At 66.2% G+C, this 13,519-nt stretch carries 12 protein-coding genes; 6 read left to right on the top strand and 6 right to left on the bottom strand.

What is annotated here, in order from left to right; translation table 11 throughout:
* Window positions 1-170: 170 nt before the first annotated feature.
* Both CXQ91_RS05270 and CXQ91_RS05265 read right to left on the bottom strand, forming a co-directional pair.
* Complete coding sequence (locus tag CXQ91_RS05270) at window positions 171-623, bottom strand: DUF5956 family protein (RefSeq protein WP_104172890.1); 453 nt, start codon at window positions 621-623, stop codon at window positions 171-173.
* Window positions 624-757: 134 nt separating this feature from the next.
* Window positions 758-1,222 (bottom strand): DUF6278 family protein, encoded by a 465-nt coding sequence (locus CXQ91_RS05265; protein ID WP_104172889.1) that lies wholly within the window; start codon window positions 1,220-1,222, stop codon window positions 758-760.
* A 171-nt stretch (window positions 1,223-1,393) separates the two neighbouring features.
* Here CXQ91_RS05265 and CXQ91_RS05260 point away from each other — a divergent pair, with 171 nt between their 5' ends.
* A complete protein-coding gene (locus CXQ91_RS05260) occupies window positions 1,394-1,858 on the top strand; it encodes an iron chaperone (RefSeq protein ID WP_104172888.1) in 465 nt (154 codons plus the stop codon).
* 93 nt (window positions 1,859-1,951) lie between these two features.
* Here the strand turns inward: CXQ91_RS05260 and CXQ91_RS05255 are convergent, their stop codons facing one another.
* On the bottom strand, window positions 1,952-2,482 hold the full coding sequence (locus CXQ91_RS05255) for a GNAT family N-acetyltransferase (protein WP_104172887.1): 531 nt from the start codon (window positions 2,480-2,482) through the stop codon (window positions 1,952-1,954).
* Between the two features lie 79 nt (window positions 2,483-2,561).
* On the opposite strand from CXQ91_RS05255, the gene hrpB reads away from it, so the two are divergent.
* Window positions 2,562-5,198 (top strand): ATP-dependent helicase HrpB, encoded by a 2,637-nt coding sequence (gene hrpB, locus CXQ91_RS05250; protein WP_104173173.1) that lies wholly within the window; start codon window positions 2,562-2,564, stop codon window positions 5,196-5,198.
* A gap of 31 nt (window positions 5,199-5,229) precedes the next feature.
* Here hrpB and CXQ91_RS05245 read toward each other — a convergent pair whose 3' ends face one another.
* Complete coding sequence (locus tag CXQ91_RS05245; protein ID WP_104172886.1) at window positions 5,230-6,177, bottom strand: alpha/beta fold hydrolase; 948 nt, start codon at window positions 6,175-6,177, stop codon at window positions 5,230-5,232.
* Between the two features lie 120 nt (window positions 6,178-6,297).
* Here CXQ91_RS05245 and CXQ91_RS05240 point away from each other — a divergent pair, with 120 nt between their 5' ends.
* The 3 genes from CXQ91_RS05240 (at window position 6,298) to CXQ91_RS05235 (ending at window position 9,508) form a co-directional block, all read left to right on the top strand.
* Window positions 6,298-6,912, top strand: a complete 615-nt coding sequence (locus CXQ91_RS05240) for a PadR family transcriptional regulator (RefSeq protein ID WP_104172885.1) — start codon at window positions 6,298-6,300, stop codon at window positions 6,910-6,912.
* 150 nt (window positions 6,913-7,062) lie between these two features.
* Window positions 7,063-7,215, top strand: a complete 153-nt coding sequence (locus CXQ91_RS24715; RefSeq protein ID WP_181038785.1) for a hypothetical protein — start codon at window positions 7,063-7,065, stop codon at window positions 7,213-7,215.
* Window positions 7,216-7,327: 112 nt separating this feature from the next.
* Window positions 7,328-9,508, top strand: coding sequence for an elongation factor G-like protein EF-G2 (locus tag CXQ91_RS05235; RefSeq protein ID WP_104172884.1), 2,181 nt, complete (start codon window positions 7,328-7,330; stop codon window positions 9,506-9,508).
* 36 nt (window positions 9,509-9,544) lie between these two features.
* Here CXQ91_RS05235 and CXQ91_RS05230 read toward each other — a convergent pair whose 3' ends face one another.
* Together CXQ91_RS05230 and CXQ91_RS05225 are read right to left on the bottom strand one after the other, a co-directional pair.
* Complete coding sequence (locus CXQ91_RS05230) at window positions 9,545-10,237, bottom strand: alpha/beta family hydrolase (RefSeq protein WP_104172883.1); 693 nt, start codon at window positions 10,235-10,237, stop codon at window positions 9,545-9,547.
* Window positions 10,238-10,385: 148 nt separating this feature from the next.
* Window positions 10,386-12,299, bottom strand: coding sequence for an alpha-amylase family protein (locus CXQ91_RS05225; protein WP_104172882.1), 1,914 nt, complete (start codon window positions 12,297-12,299; stop codon window positions 10,386-10,388).
* Between the two features lie 159 nt (window positions 12,300-12,458).
* Between CXQ91_RS05225 and ligD the strand changes: the two genes are divergently transcribed.
* On the top strand, window positions 12,459-13,481 hold the full coding sequence (gene ligD, locus CXQ91_RS05220) for a non-homologous end-joining DNA ligase (protein ID WP_104172881.1): 1,023 nt from the start codon (window positions 12,459-12,461) through the stop codon (window positions 13,479-13,481).
* Window positions 13,482-13,519 lie beyond the last annotated feature (38 nt).

Here is a 13,519-nt window from a genome sequence, read left to right as displayed (position 1 = left end):
TTCAGGGATGGCTGTATTGGCGCTGAGCTTTGCCGTGAGCGTGGCAGTCACGGTCCATGTCTGGCTTTGCGCGAACATTAGGACCACGACGTAGCCATTCACTTTGATAACAGCTGGAATGGAAGTTTGCGGGGATCCCAATAACGGCAGCAATTTACGCCAATCCAGCCCTAGCCCAGATACATGCGGGCCAGTGCATCTTTGGTGGAGCCTTTCAACGTCGATGGGTGCACAGCATCATGGCGAAGCGTTGCTGTGCTTGCGGCCCAGACGGCGCCCCAGAAGGCGTCCTCTCCCGGGTCCGTGTTAGGCGGCCGACGGATAAACCAGTCGTAGCCCCGGGGCCTGGGAGGCAGTTCGGCATCGGCGAGGTACGAATCGATGTCGTCATCAATCGATTCCAGATCAGCTTCAGTCAGGACGAACGGTTCCAATCGTTCGCTCCCGTTCTGGAACCGATGGACGACCGTGCCGTGCCGATCGCCGGCGGCCGCGCGGACGCGCACAAAGTTGCCCTGCCCTGCCGCCCACACAACCAATGCGCCCCACCCGTTCTCCGTGGCGAGGATCCAGCCGGCGGGGGCTTCGGCAAGTTCAGCGGATGCCCAGGGATCGTTGTTCATGCCCGATACTCTATTGCCCCGAAACTGACCACAACCCCCTCAGCACCGGATTGAGAGTTCCCCATGCCCTGTATTGTCCGTGACGGCCCAAAAGGTTACACCTATCCGGAGCGGTGGCTCGGTAGCGTCGTCAATTAAGGCTCGTGACGTACACGTTCCATTACGTGGGAATAGTTTTGAACGAGGGTTGGATCCGGAGCTTCCAGGCGTCGAATGGCGACTCGAACCACGTCTACAGCGGTTTTGCTGGTGACCCGGACCAAGGGGTAATCCTCTTGGATCACCTCCCAGTGGGCTCCGGGAACGGTGTGAGTGAGCACGTCGCCGTAGAACATGCCAATGGGTCGGACAAACGCCGAGAGGGTGGCTTTGTGGTTGGTGGAATCAATGAGGTCATCGATCGCAGCCAGACCGTCCACGGACCGCGGTAACTGCATTCCGTTGGATGTGAAGTGCGCGATCAGCTCGTCATAGCCGCCGACATTTGTTGGCGGAGGGCTGGACTGATGCCGGTCCACCGGCCGGTATTCGGCGTATCTCCTGGGCATTCCCGGGGGCAGCATTTGCAGCGGTTCGGCGGAATCCTGCGCATCGCTCATATCGACAGACTACGCCGGGAATTTTCGGACGGGCAGAAATTGGAGCGGCCCTGGTACGTCTCGTTTCAATTCAATCCCTCGTCCATATCGAGCAGCTCTGAAGAAGCAACCACCGCGGCCGCTCCCTAGCATTAGGGTGTTCGCATCAGCCCCCTAGGAAAGGAACCCGCAATGAAGGACACGGAAAATTCAGGCACAGGCACCAAGACGTACGGCGGATTCGAGGACGACGAACGGGCCGCAATGCAGGAGCGTGCACAGGAACTCAAGAAGGCGGCCCGCCGCGGACCGGGCGGCGCCAAAGCTGACGGGGAAATCGAGGTTCTCGCGAAGATCGCCGAGATGCCCGAATCCGACCGCCTCATTGCCGAGCGGCTTCATGCCCTCGTCAAGGCCAATGCACCGGAGCTCACGCCGAAAACCTGGTACGGGATGCCCGCCTACGCCAAGGACGGCAAGGTGGTCTGCTTCTTCCAAAGCTCGCATAAATTCAAGACACGGTACTCAACGCTCGGCTTCAACGACTCGGCGAATCTCGACGACGGCACCATGTGGCCGGCCGCCTATGCCCTTACCGAGCTGACCGCCGCCGATGAGGCAAGGATCAGTGCGCTCCTGAAGAAGGCCGTCAGCTGAGGTCTGCATGCACCATTGACGGGCTATTAGCCGTTCCATCCTCTGGGAGGACCGCGTGTGCCGGGCCGGAAGCAACCCTAGACGGGCCGGGATTCAATATCCTCTGCCTCCGGGGAGGTATTCGGCTGTGGCCAGAACTACAGGCAGGCGCGCTCCAGCGGGCGTCGAGTTCCGCCGTCCCTCCTGATCCCCTTTGGCGACGAGGAATACATCGATCGGGTCCTCGTGTTCGTGGACGAATCCGTTGCGTTCGTAGAGGCGTCTCGCCGGGCTGCCTTGCAGGACGTTGAGCCGGAAAGGCCGGTGATCCCGTTTCGTCGTCATTACGTGGCGCAGGACCGCGCTGCCGAGGCCCTCGCCTTGGTACTCAGGGGCCAGGTAGAAGTGTTCGATCCATTGCTCATCGGATTCGGGACGGACCGCAATGACGCCCGCCGCGGAGCCCGCAACGTCGATAACGAAGGTATGCGCAGGCTGAAAGCCGCTGAGGAAACGTTGCCTGACGCGAACGGGGTCCCAGCGGCCGAGGCGTTCGAGGTCGGGCCGCATGACCTGGGCACGGAGCTCCGCAATCCATGGAGCGTCAGCGGGCAGGCTTGGGCGCAAAGACCAGACGGGAGGCATGCCGTTATTGAAGCACAATGGAGGCGTGACTTCTCCGCTGTACCCTCCGGCCGCCGCACACCCCATCGGACCCTTCGACATGGGTGTCATCGGCGCGGGCCTGGCTTTCGCCGAGTCGCTGGGCAAGTTGGCAGACGCCCTGCGTGCGGGGGGCACTGCCGGGACCGCCGTGGTCCAGGCACCTCCGGGCACGGGCAAGACCACCCTGGTTCCGCCGTTGCTCGCCAACATCGCCGCCGCCAACATGGCCGCCTCAGCGGTTGCGCCAGGTAAAGGTAAAACGGGGGGCCGCGGTCCGCGCGTCGTCGTAACCCAGCCCCGCAGGGTCGCCGCCCGCTCGGCCGCGCGCCGCCTGGCTACCCTGGACGGGAGCAGCCTCGGGGACCGCATCGGCTACACAGTCCGCGGTGAACGGGTCTGCGGTGCCGGCACCATGATCGAGTTCGTCACGCCCGGCATCCTGCTGCAGCGGCTCCTCGCGGATCCGGGACTGGAGACCGTGGACGCCGTGATCCTCGACGAGGTCCACGAACGCGGGCTCGAGACCGACCTGCTCCTCGGCATGCTCGCGGAGGTCCGCGAGCTGCGTGGCGACCTCACGCTCGTCGCCATGTCCGCAACGCTGGACGCACCCCGCTTCGCCGCCCTGATCGGCTCAGGGCAGGGCGGGAACCACGACGACGGCGGGCCGGCGCCCGTCGTCGACTGTCCGTCCGCGCTGTACCCCCTGGAAACGGAGTGGGCGCCGGCAGCGGTAGCGCGGTTGGACACCCGGGGAGTGACCCGTGGGTTCCTTGACCACGTGGCGGACACGGCTGCGGCGTCACACACGGGGGCGCTTGCCGCGGACGCAGGTGTGGACGCCCTGGTGTTCGTTCCCGGCGCATGGGAAGTTTCGCACGTCGCCGCCCGGCTGCGGAGCCGGGTGACCGCTGAAGTACTGGAGCTGCACGGCCAGGCAAGCCCGGCCGAACAGGACCGTGCCGTCTCCGGGCGGGAGCCCGGCGGACGTGCCCGGATTATCGTTTCCACCGCGCTCGCTGAATCGTCCCTGACCGTGCCGGGAGTCCGCTTGGTGGTTGACTCCGGCCTGTCCCGGGAGCCGCGCCGCGACACGAACCGCGGCATGTCCGGCCTCGTCACTGTGTCCTGCTCCCGGGCCTCCGCCGAACAGCGTGCCGGACGGGCCGCCCGCCAGGGCCCGGGCAGGGTGGTCCGTTGCTACGACCAGAAGAGCTTCGGTGCAGCCCCGGCCCACCAGACACCGGAAATCGCGGTGGCTGACCTTACCGGCGCAGCCCTGGTCCTTGCCTGCTGGGGATCGCCCGGCGGCCGCGGTCTGTCCCTTCCCGACGCCCCGCCCGCGGCGGCGATAAATGAGGCCGTCGAAGTTCTCCGCGAGCTGGGTGCCGTCGGACCGGACGGCCTCGCCACGGATTTGGGTAAGACCCTGGCCAGGATCCCCGCCGACCCCAGGCTGGCCCGAGCCCTCCTGGACGGCGCCGCAACCGTCGGCCACCGAACCGCGGCGGAGACGGTCGCGGTCGTGTCCGGTGACCAGCGCGCTCCCGGCGCCGACCTGACGCGCCTGCTGGTCGCGCTGCGTTCGGGCAAGGACCCGGCGGCCCGGCGCTGGAAGGAGGACGTCCGGCGGATGGAGGCGATCGTCCGCAAGGAGGATGCCGCCGTCGAGCGTTCCCAAACCGTTCCGCCGGTGACTGCCGCGGAGTCCGTCGGGTTCGTCGTCGGCCTTGCGTTTCCCGACCGCGTGGCGCGCCGCGTTCCCGGCGCAGGGGCGCAGTACCTGCTGACCTCAGGCACCAGGGCGGGCCTTCCGGCCGGCAGCCCGTTGGCCGGGCACGAATGGCTGGCAGTCGCGGAGGTCGCCCGCGCGGAAGGCCGCGATGCTGCCGGAACCGGCGCCGTCATCCGGTCCGCGGCGCCGCTGACCGCTGACACGGCGGAGGCCGCGGCCCGGCACCTGCTGAGTGACGCTGTGGAAGCCGGCTTCACCCAGGGACGGGTCACGGCCCGCCGGGAACGCCGGCTGGGCGCCATCATGCTCGCGTCGACGCCGGTGCGGCCGTCGGCCGCGGAGGGACGGGCAGCCGTGGCCAGGGCGCTGGCCAAGGAAGGGCTGGGAACCATTGGATGGTCGACGGCGGCGGACGCCCTGCGCCGCCGTCTCGCGCTGCTGCACCGGGAACTGGGCGACCCGTGGCCGGACGTTTCCGAGGCGGCGCTGCTGTCGCGGCTTGACGACTGGCTGGCTCCCGAGCTCGCAGCGCTTGCCGGCGGGGCCGCCACGGCCGGCGTCGACCTCACCGATCCGCTGCGCCGGCTGCTGCCGTGGCCGGACGCCGCCCGGCTGGGGGAACTGGCACCGGAGGCGCTGGAGGTGCCGAGCGGCTCGCGGGTCAGGATCGACTACCCGGACGCAGAGCACGACGACGGACGGCCGGTCGTGGCGGTCAAACTCCAGGAGTGCTTCGGCTGGGCCGACACACCGCGGTTGGCAGGCGGCAGGGTCCCGGTCCTGTTCCATCTCCTGTCGCCGGCGCGGCGGCCGCTTGCGGTGACGGATGACCTCGCCTCCTTCTGGTCCGGACCCTATGCGCAGGTGCGGGCAGAGATGCGTGGCCGCTACCCAAAGCATCCCTGGCCGGAGGACCCGTGGACTGCGCCGGCGACTGCGCGGACCAAGAACCGGATGTAGGGCGGCCATCGGATAGGGCAGGGGGGACTGTTCAGAGTCCGGCCGCGATTTCTTCGACCGCCCGCGACAGTGCCTGCATGGATTCCGGGCCACCATGACCCTCGTCCTCGACGACAACGAGGTGGCTGCTTTTCCAAAGCTGGTGAAGCTTCCACGGGGTGACGACAGGGCCGCTGATGTCCCGGCGGCCATGAATGAGGTACCCAGGTATCCCGTCCAACCCGTGAATCCGGGACTCGATTTCCTGCCCGCCAGTCAGGAACCCGTCATGGGACCAATAGTGCGTGACGAGCAGGGCGAAGGTCATACGCTCGCGCTCGTCGTCGAACATCGCACCTGGCTGCCAGAGAGGGTCCAGGGCGATGTGCGTGGATTCCCAGCGATCCCAAGCTAAAGCGGCCTGTCGGGCATCGTCGCGGTCCTCTCCAGCCAACCGCCGGGCATAGGCATCGACCAAACGTTCGCCCGGATTGGCCTTGGCGGCATCGGAGAACTCCTGCCAGGCTTCGGGGAAGATGCGTCCGACGTCTTCTGTGATCCACTGGACTTCATCGCGGCTTGTCGTTGTTACTGCCACCAGAGCAATACCGTGCACCCGATCAGGGTGTTTGAGGGCGTAGGCGAGAGCGAGCGTGCTGCCCCAGGACACACCGGTGACAATCCACTTCGCTATGCCCAGGTGCTCGCGCAGAGCTTCGAGGTCCTCAATCAACGTTTGCGTGGTGTTCTGAGCCAGGTGGTCGAGGTCGTCCTGAACTATCGGAATGCTTTTGCCGCATCCGCGTTGGTCGAGACCTACCGTCAAAAACCGGGCAGGGTCGTGTCGCCTGCGGTAACCACCTTTGCCCAGTGCTCCGCCTGGGCCTCCGTGCAGGTAGAGGACCGGCACACCTTTTGGATTTCCTTTCGCTTCCCAGTAGATCTTCGCCTGGGGTACGTCCACCCATCCGCTGTTTGTCTCCGCGCGCTGATCAATCACCTGCTCAACGATATTGGATTCACACGGTCCCTTGTCGCCATTGACCGGCGATACTTAGCGATATATCGTTAGATATCGCCGATGGTCGGCGACAGTAGTACCCGAAAGGACGATGCCACCATGAAAGGCATTCACGACAAATTTGCAGACAACGGCCCCGAGCGGGGACGATTCGAGCGCGGCCGGAGCCGCCGAGGACCCCACGGCCACGGCGGCGGTGGGTTCGGACGCGGCTTTGGGGCGGGGTTCGGTCCGGGGTTCGGTCCGGGGTTCGGGCCCGGTTTTGGCCCCGGCGGCCCGCGCCGCGCTAACAGGGGCGACGTTCGCGCCGCCATTCTTTCGCTGCTGGCCGAAGCCCCATCCAACGGGTACGGGCTGATCAGGACAATCGCGGAAAAAACCTCCGGGGCCTGGCGTCCCAGCCCGGGGTCCGTTTACCCGACCCTCCAGCAGCTCGTCGACGAAGACCTCATCACACCGGTTGGTGAGGGCAAGCGCACCGAGTTCACGCTCACTGATGCCGGCAAGGCGTACGTGGCCGAACACTCCGAGGAGCTAGGCAACGCCTGGAACACCGATCCCGAGGGCGCGGTGCCGGTGTTTCATCAGAGCGTGGGAAAGCTCATGGGCGTCATTCATCAGTTCAGGGTCGCGGCCACCGACGAACAGCGCCTGGCTGCCGTCGAAAAGATCGATGAAGCCCGCCGCGCGCTGTACCTCATCCTCGCGGAGTGACCGCGGAGGGAAGATGCCGAAAGCCCGAAGTGGCCATGTGAGGTAACTGATACACGCCTGAAACGTTCTGTCGTGGCGGCGAAACATTGCCCAGTTACGCTCATTCCTACCTGGACATCGGAGTCCACGCAGCGAACGAAAGGACACACCATGATGACGCTTTTGAGCACTATGACACTCTCCCTTCATGCCGGCTGGAAGGACAAGGACCCTCACCTCGGCGGGGCCGGTTCCATGGGTGCCTTCCCTAGCGGCCAGCTCTCATCCACCCCCTGGGAAGGGTGGTGGCACGACGAACCCTAGCCGTCCGGTCAAGGGCAACACGTCTTCCTCTTGAAGTTCGGCAGCCTCAGGGTGTCGAATCGTCTTACAGAGGCCGCGTGGCGGCTCACGACTAAGACGCCTGGAGTTGCTCATGTCGGTAAAAGGCACAAATGGCCGGGCCAAGAGCCCGGCCCGCGGCACCTCTGATTCCCGGCGGGCCGACACCGCCGCCGGGGCTCCTGCCGATGCACCGGAGAAAGTCCGCAATGTCGTTCTCGTAGGCCACTCCGGTGCGGGAAAGACCATGCTGCTGGAAGCACTGCTGGCAGCAACCGGGGTCATCTCACGGAAAGGTTCGATCGAGGACGGCACCACTGTCAGCGACGCCGAGCCCTCCGAGGTGCACCAACAGCGCTCGGTGGTGCTCTCCGTAGCTCCACTGGTGGTGGAGGGCATCAAGGTCAACCTTCTCGACACACCCGGCTACGGTGACTTCACCGGTGAACTCCGGGCGGGACTTCGGGGCGCGGACGCGGCCCTGTTCGTAGTCTCGGCCATCGACGACATCGACGCTGCCACCACGGCACTCTGGGCTGAATGCGACCAGGTGGGGATGCCCCGGGCGGTGGTAATCAGCCGGCTGGACCACCCGCGCGCGAATTTCGAGGCGACCGTGGCCGCCTGCCAGCGCGCGTTCGGAGACTCGGTGGTGCCGGCCTATCTCCCCGTGCGCACCGGGGACGCCACCACCGGGCTGCTGGGGCTGCTTTCGCAAACAGTTTCGGACTATTCCGCCGGCTCCCCGACACCAAACGTGCGTCCGGCCGGCACGGATGAACTCGCTGCCGCCGACGCCGCACGCGGCACGCTCATCGAGGGGATCATCTCGGAGAGCGAGGACGAGACCCTGATGGACCGTTACCTCGGCGGCGAGGAGATCGACGTCGATGCCCTGGTCAGCGATCTGGAGACCGCCGTCGCCCGCGGCACATTTTTCCCTGTGCTGGCCTCCTCCGCCGAGACGGGCCTGGGCATGGCTGAACTCCTGGAAATGCTGACCCACGCATTTCCCTCTCCGCTAGAGCGCAGCCTGCCGCAGGTGACCAGCCTTTCGGGTGCACCGGCAGCCCCGCTGGCCTGCGATCCTGCGGGTCCTCTGGCCGGCGAGGTGGTGCGGACCACCATCGACCCGTTCCTGGGCCGCGTCTGCCTGGTACGGGTCTTCTCCGGCACGCTGCGGGAGGATTCGGCCGTGCACGTCAGCGGGAGGGGGCTGTCCGAACGCGGCCACGAGGACCACGACAGCGACGAACGCCTCACGCACCTCTACTCCCCGGTGGGCTCCAGCCTGAGGCCGGTTCCGTATTGCGTGGCGGGGGACATCTGCGCGATCGCCAAGCTGGCCAGCGCAGAGACAGGCGATACCGTGTCCGCCAAGGAAACACCGCTGCTGGTGGTTTCGTGGGACATGCCGGAACCGCTGATGCCCTTGGCCGTCGAGGCAGCCTCGCGCAGTGATGAGGATGCCCTTGCCAAGAGCCTGGGAAAGGTGGCAGCCGGTGATCCTACGCTGCGCGTGGAACGGAACTCCGAAACCCACCAGCTGATCCTGTGGTGCATGGGCGAAGCCCACGGCGAAGTGGTGCTGGACAGGCTGCGGGACCAAGGGGTCAAGCTGCAGACCGTGGCTGTGATTACCCCGCTGCGGGAGACGTTCGTGGCACCCGCGTCGGGCCACGGCCGGCACGTTAAGCAGTCCGGCGGCCACGGACAGTACGCCATCTGCGACATCGACGTCGAGCCCCTCGACCGAGGTGCGGGCTTCGAATTTGTTGACAAGACGGTGGGCGGGGTCATCCCGGGACAATACATCGGTTCCGTGGAGAAGGGCGTCCGGGCCCAGATGCAGAAGGGCGTGTCAGCAGGGTTCCCGGTGGTGGACATCCGTGTGACGCTGACCGGCGGCAAGGCGCACAGCGTGGATTCCTCCGATGCGGCTTTCCAGGCGGCAGGGGCCCTGGCGCTGCGTGAAGCCGCCGCCGCGGGCCGGATCCAGCTCCTCGAACCCGTCCTGGCGGTGACCATCAGCGTCTCTGACGACTACGTGGGAGCGGTGATGAGCGATCTGTCCTCCCGGCGCGGGCGGCTGACCGGAACCGACTCGGCCGACGGCAGCGGCACTGAGATCAGCGCAGAGATACCGGAACAGGAACTGCTGCGCTACGCGGTGGAACTCCGGGCGCTGACGGCGGGCACCGGCCGGTTCCGGCGCACCTACCTGCGCCACGAGCCGCTGCCTCCGAACATGGCCCACACGGCGCCCCGGCAATGAGCTGCTGGCCCGGCGTTACCTAGTCCCCGGCGTTTCCTAGCCCTGAGGGCTCGCAGCCTGCGAGCGCAGGTAGGCCGCGACCGGCGCTGCCGCGGACGCACCGATCTCGTCGGCGCTGCGCTTTTTGCCGGCGACCGCAAACGAGTGGTCGCCGCCGTCGTACCAGTGAAGCGTGGCAGTGGGCCCGATCCGGGCAACCACACGCTCCAGTAGTTCAGGCGTGGCAAACGTGTCCCGCGTCCCCTGCAGGAACAGCATCGGCAGGGTCAGGCCGTACAGGTGCTCATCACGCAGCTTTTCCGGTTTGCCCGGGGGATGCAGCGGGTACCCCAGGTAGACGAGCCCGGCCGCCGGCATTCCTTCGGCAACGGCCATCGAGGCCATGCGTCCGCCGAAGGACTTGCCCGCCGCCCACACCGGCCCGTTGTCGGAGTGCGCGGCCGCCCTGGCTGAGGCCTCCTCCATGGCTGCGCGCCACGTGGCGATCGCAAGGGGCGGCCTGTCCGGGAACTTCCGTCCGGCCTCGCGGTAGGGAAAGTTGAAGCGCAGGGTGGCCACGCCGTCGTCGTTCAACGCGTGGGTGAAGCCCCCCATGAAGGGGTGCTCCATGCCGGCGCCAGCACCGTGGGCAAGGACGAGCGTGGCGAACGGGTTGTCCGGCCGGGCGTAGAGGCCGGAGACCTGGATATCGCCGACACTGATGGTTACGGGGGACTCGGGTACGGGCATGAGTCAATGATGCCGGATCTCCACGCACAGCCGGCACACAGACGGCCGTATGTTCCGTGGTGGTTGCCGGAGCATGGCGCTCGCGGCCGCATTCCTGTTTGGCAAGGCCAGGAAGATGCGGCGCGCCGCCAACGCCTAGACAGCGGGCCTAGACAGCACCCCTGACCCGCAGCCAGACGAACTCCTGCGGCTTGAGCGCAAAACCTTTGCCGATGCGCACCGGCTTGCCGGTCAGGACGTCCACCGCCTCGGCAGAGAATCCCGAGAGAGTCTGGGCGGTGACCGTTTGGCCCTCATCGCTGAAATTGGCGAGGGCGAGAATAAGCGTGTTGCTTCCGGGCCGCTGGTACCCCAACACGGCCTGGTTCTTCGTGTCGAAATGGACCAGCCGGGTCCCGGCGAATTCGGGGGTTCGGGACCGTGCGGCGATCATGAATCGCAGCCCTTCGAAGACCGCGCCTTCTGGAGTCGACTGATCGTGACGGTTCGCGTACCGGTGTTCGGGGTAGTGCGGCCGGTGCACCCATCGGCTGTCCGCGCCGTGGCCTTCCTCGAGGGCGTACCCGTAATCGTTGAGCTGCGCCACTTCGTCGCCCAGGTAGAGCAGCGGGAGCCCGCCGGTGCTGAAGGTCACGGAGTGGGCAAGCAGGATCCTGCGGACTGACTCTGCAGTTCCGTCCTCCAGTCCGCAGAGCGACGCCGTCGTGCCTGAAATCCGGCAGTCACCCGTCCGCGGGTTGTCCTGGAACGGAACGCCGCGGGCGAAGCTGCCCGGGAAACGGTTTACGTAGAAGGAATTGAGGAAGCGGCGGTGCTCGAAGCCGTTGATGCCCAGTTCCGCGGCGTCCTCGTCAGCAAACGTCCAGCCAATGTCGTCATGGCTCCGCACGTAGTTCACCCAGGCCGTGCCTGCCGGAAGGTTGTGCCGACGCTCCAGTGCTTGGGACAGCAGGGACACGTCGCGGGTGGCCATCGCCTCCCAGATTAGTGCCATCTGCAGCGGGTTGTATGAAAGCTGGCACTCTGCCGGATCGATGTACAGGGCAACGTCGTCCGGGTGGACGATCGCCTCGGACTTGAAGAGCAGCGATGGCGCGGCGAGCCGGCAGACGGCGTTAAAGGCCTGCAGCAGGGTGTGGGCCTTCGGGAGGTTCTCACACGGCGTTCCGAGCTGCTTCCAGATGAAGGCCACGGCGTCCATCCGAAGGATCTCCACCCCCTGGTTGGCCAGGAAGAGCATCTCTCCGGCCATGGCCCGGAAAACGTCCGGGTTGGAGTAGTCCAGGTCCCACTGGAAGGAGTGGAACGTGGCCCAGACCCACCGTCCGTCAGGGAGTTGCACGAACGAACCGGGGTGGTCGTCCGGGAAGATCTCCCGCACGTGTTGTTCGAAGGCGTCCGGCATGGTCCGGTCCGGGTAGATCCAGTAGTAATCACTGAACTCGGGGTCGCCTTCGGCAGCACGCCTGGCCCAGTCATGCTCATCCGAGGTGTGGTTGAAAATGAAGTCCACCACCAGGCTGATGCCGTTGTCCCGCAACTCGGCAGCCAGCTCGCGCAGCTGTTCCATGGTGCCGAGTTTCGGGTTCACGTCACGGTAGCTGGAGACCGCATAGCCGCCGTCGGAATGCGGTTCGGGTGCCAGGAACAGGGGCATGAGGTGCAAATACGTGAGGCCGAGCTCTTTGAAATAGGGGATCCGGGAACGGACTCCTTGAAGATCCTCCGCATACCGGTCCACGTAGCAGACGCCGCCCAGCATGCTGTTTGACTGGAACCAGCCGGTGTTGTTCTCCCGTTCCGCGTCCAGTGCCTTCAGATCCGCCGGGCGTTCGTTCCACGAGCGGGCAGCCTGGAGGACAAGCGCAGTCAGCTGGTCCTGGAAGTCCGGGCGCGAGCCGTAAAGGGACTGGAAGAGCCGGTGCATGTCGGGGAAATGATGGGCGAAGCGCTGTAGGAAATCGTCGGTGTCCCGCCCCCGGGGCATGAGATCCGAGTGGGCACCCAAGGCACTCAGCGCGTGCTGCCTCGATGCCTGGTCCACACCAGCGGCTTCAACCATGGAACGGGTCTCCTTCGACGTTTTGCCGGGAGCCGTGCGGCGTCCGGTCCGTTCACATCCTTACAGACGGGCCGGGACGTGCCCAGTGAACGGGAACTTGTTTCTTCGTTTCGGGCGCCAACTGCTGACGCCGCGCGCCGGGCGGGGTAGGTTGTCCCCATGGCGAGCGAAGCGACCACCCTCACCGTTGACGGGCCGAACGGCCCCCGCGACATGCGCATTTCGAGTCCGAGCCGTGTCCTCTGGCCGGATCTCGGCCTGACCAAGCTGGACCTGGCGCGCTACCTGGCGGAGGTGGGGGAGGCGTTCATTGCGGCGAACGGTGACCGGCCGCTGGCGCTGCAGCGGTTCTCGGACAACGTGGACGGTGAGCAGTTCTTCTCCAAAAATCCGCCGAAGGGCACACCCGACTTTATTCGGACGGTGAAGGTGACCTTTCCGAGTGCGCGCTCGCATCCCATGCTGGTCCTGGACGAACCGGCCGCTGCCGTCTGGGCCGCCCAGATGAACACCGTGGTGTTCCACCCCTGGCCATCGCGGGCCGGAAACACGGATAACCCCGACCAGCTGCGGATCGACCTGGACCCCCAGCCGGGAACGGACTTCGACGACGCGATCCCCGCAGCCCTGGAGCTGAAGGACGTGCTCGCAGAAGCCGGCCTCACCACGTTCATCAAGACCTCGGGTAACCGCGGACTGCACGTTTACGCGCCGGTGGAGCCGACGCACGAATTCTTGGACGTGCGCCACGCCGTCATAGCAGCCGCCCGTGAATTGGAGCGGCGGATGCCGGACAAGGTCACCACGGCGTGGTGGAAGGAAGAACGCGGCGAACGGGTGTTTGTGGATTTCAACCAGGCCAACCGCGACCGCACCATTGCCGGCGCCTACAGCCCCCGCGCCCTGGCGCACGCCCCCGTCTCCTGCCCCATCACCTGGGATGAACTGGGCAACGCCGATCCGAAGAACTTCACCATCCTCACCGTCCCGGAACGGCTGAAGACCGTCGGGGACCCCTGGGCGGACATGAACGCCAACCCGGGAAACATCGACGTCCTGCTCGAGTGGTGGGAACGCGACGTCGGCTCAGGGCTCGGGGAACTGCCGTTCCCGCCCGACTACCCGAAGATGCCTGGTGAACCGCCGCGCGTGCAGCCCAGCCGCGCCCGCAAGACGGACTGACGCAACCAGGGACTGACGGGAGCCGGCGCCCGTCCGGA

This window comes from Arthrobacter sp. Y81, assembly GCF_002929335.1.
In the GTDB taxonomy this organism is placed as follows: Bacteria; Actinomycetota; Actinomycetes; order Actinomycetales; family Micrococcaceae; genus Arthrobacter.
This window is presented reverse-complemented; position numbering and strand designations above follow the sequence as displayed.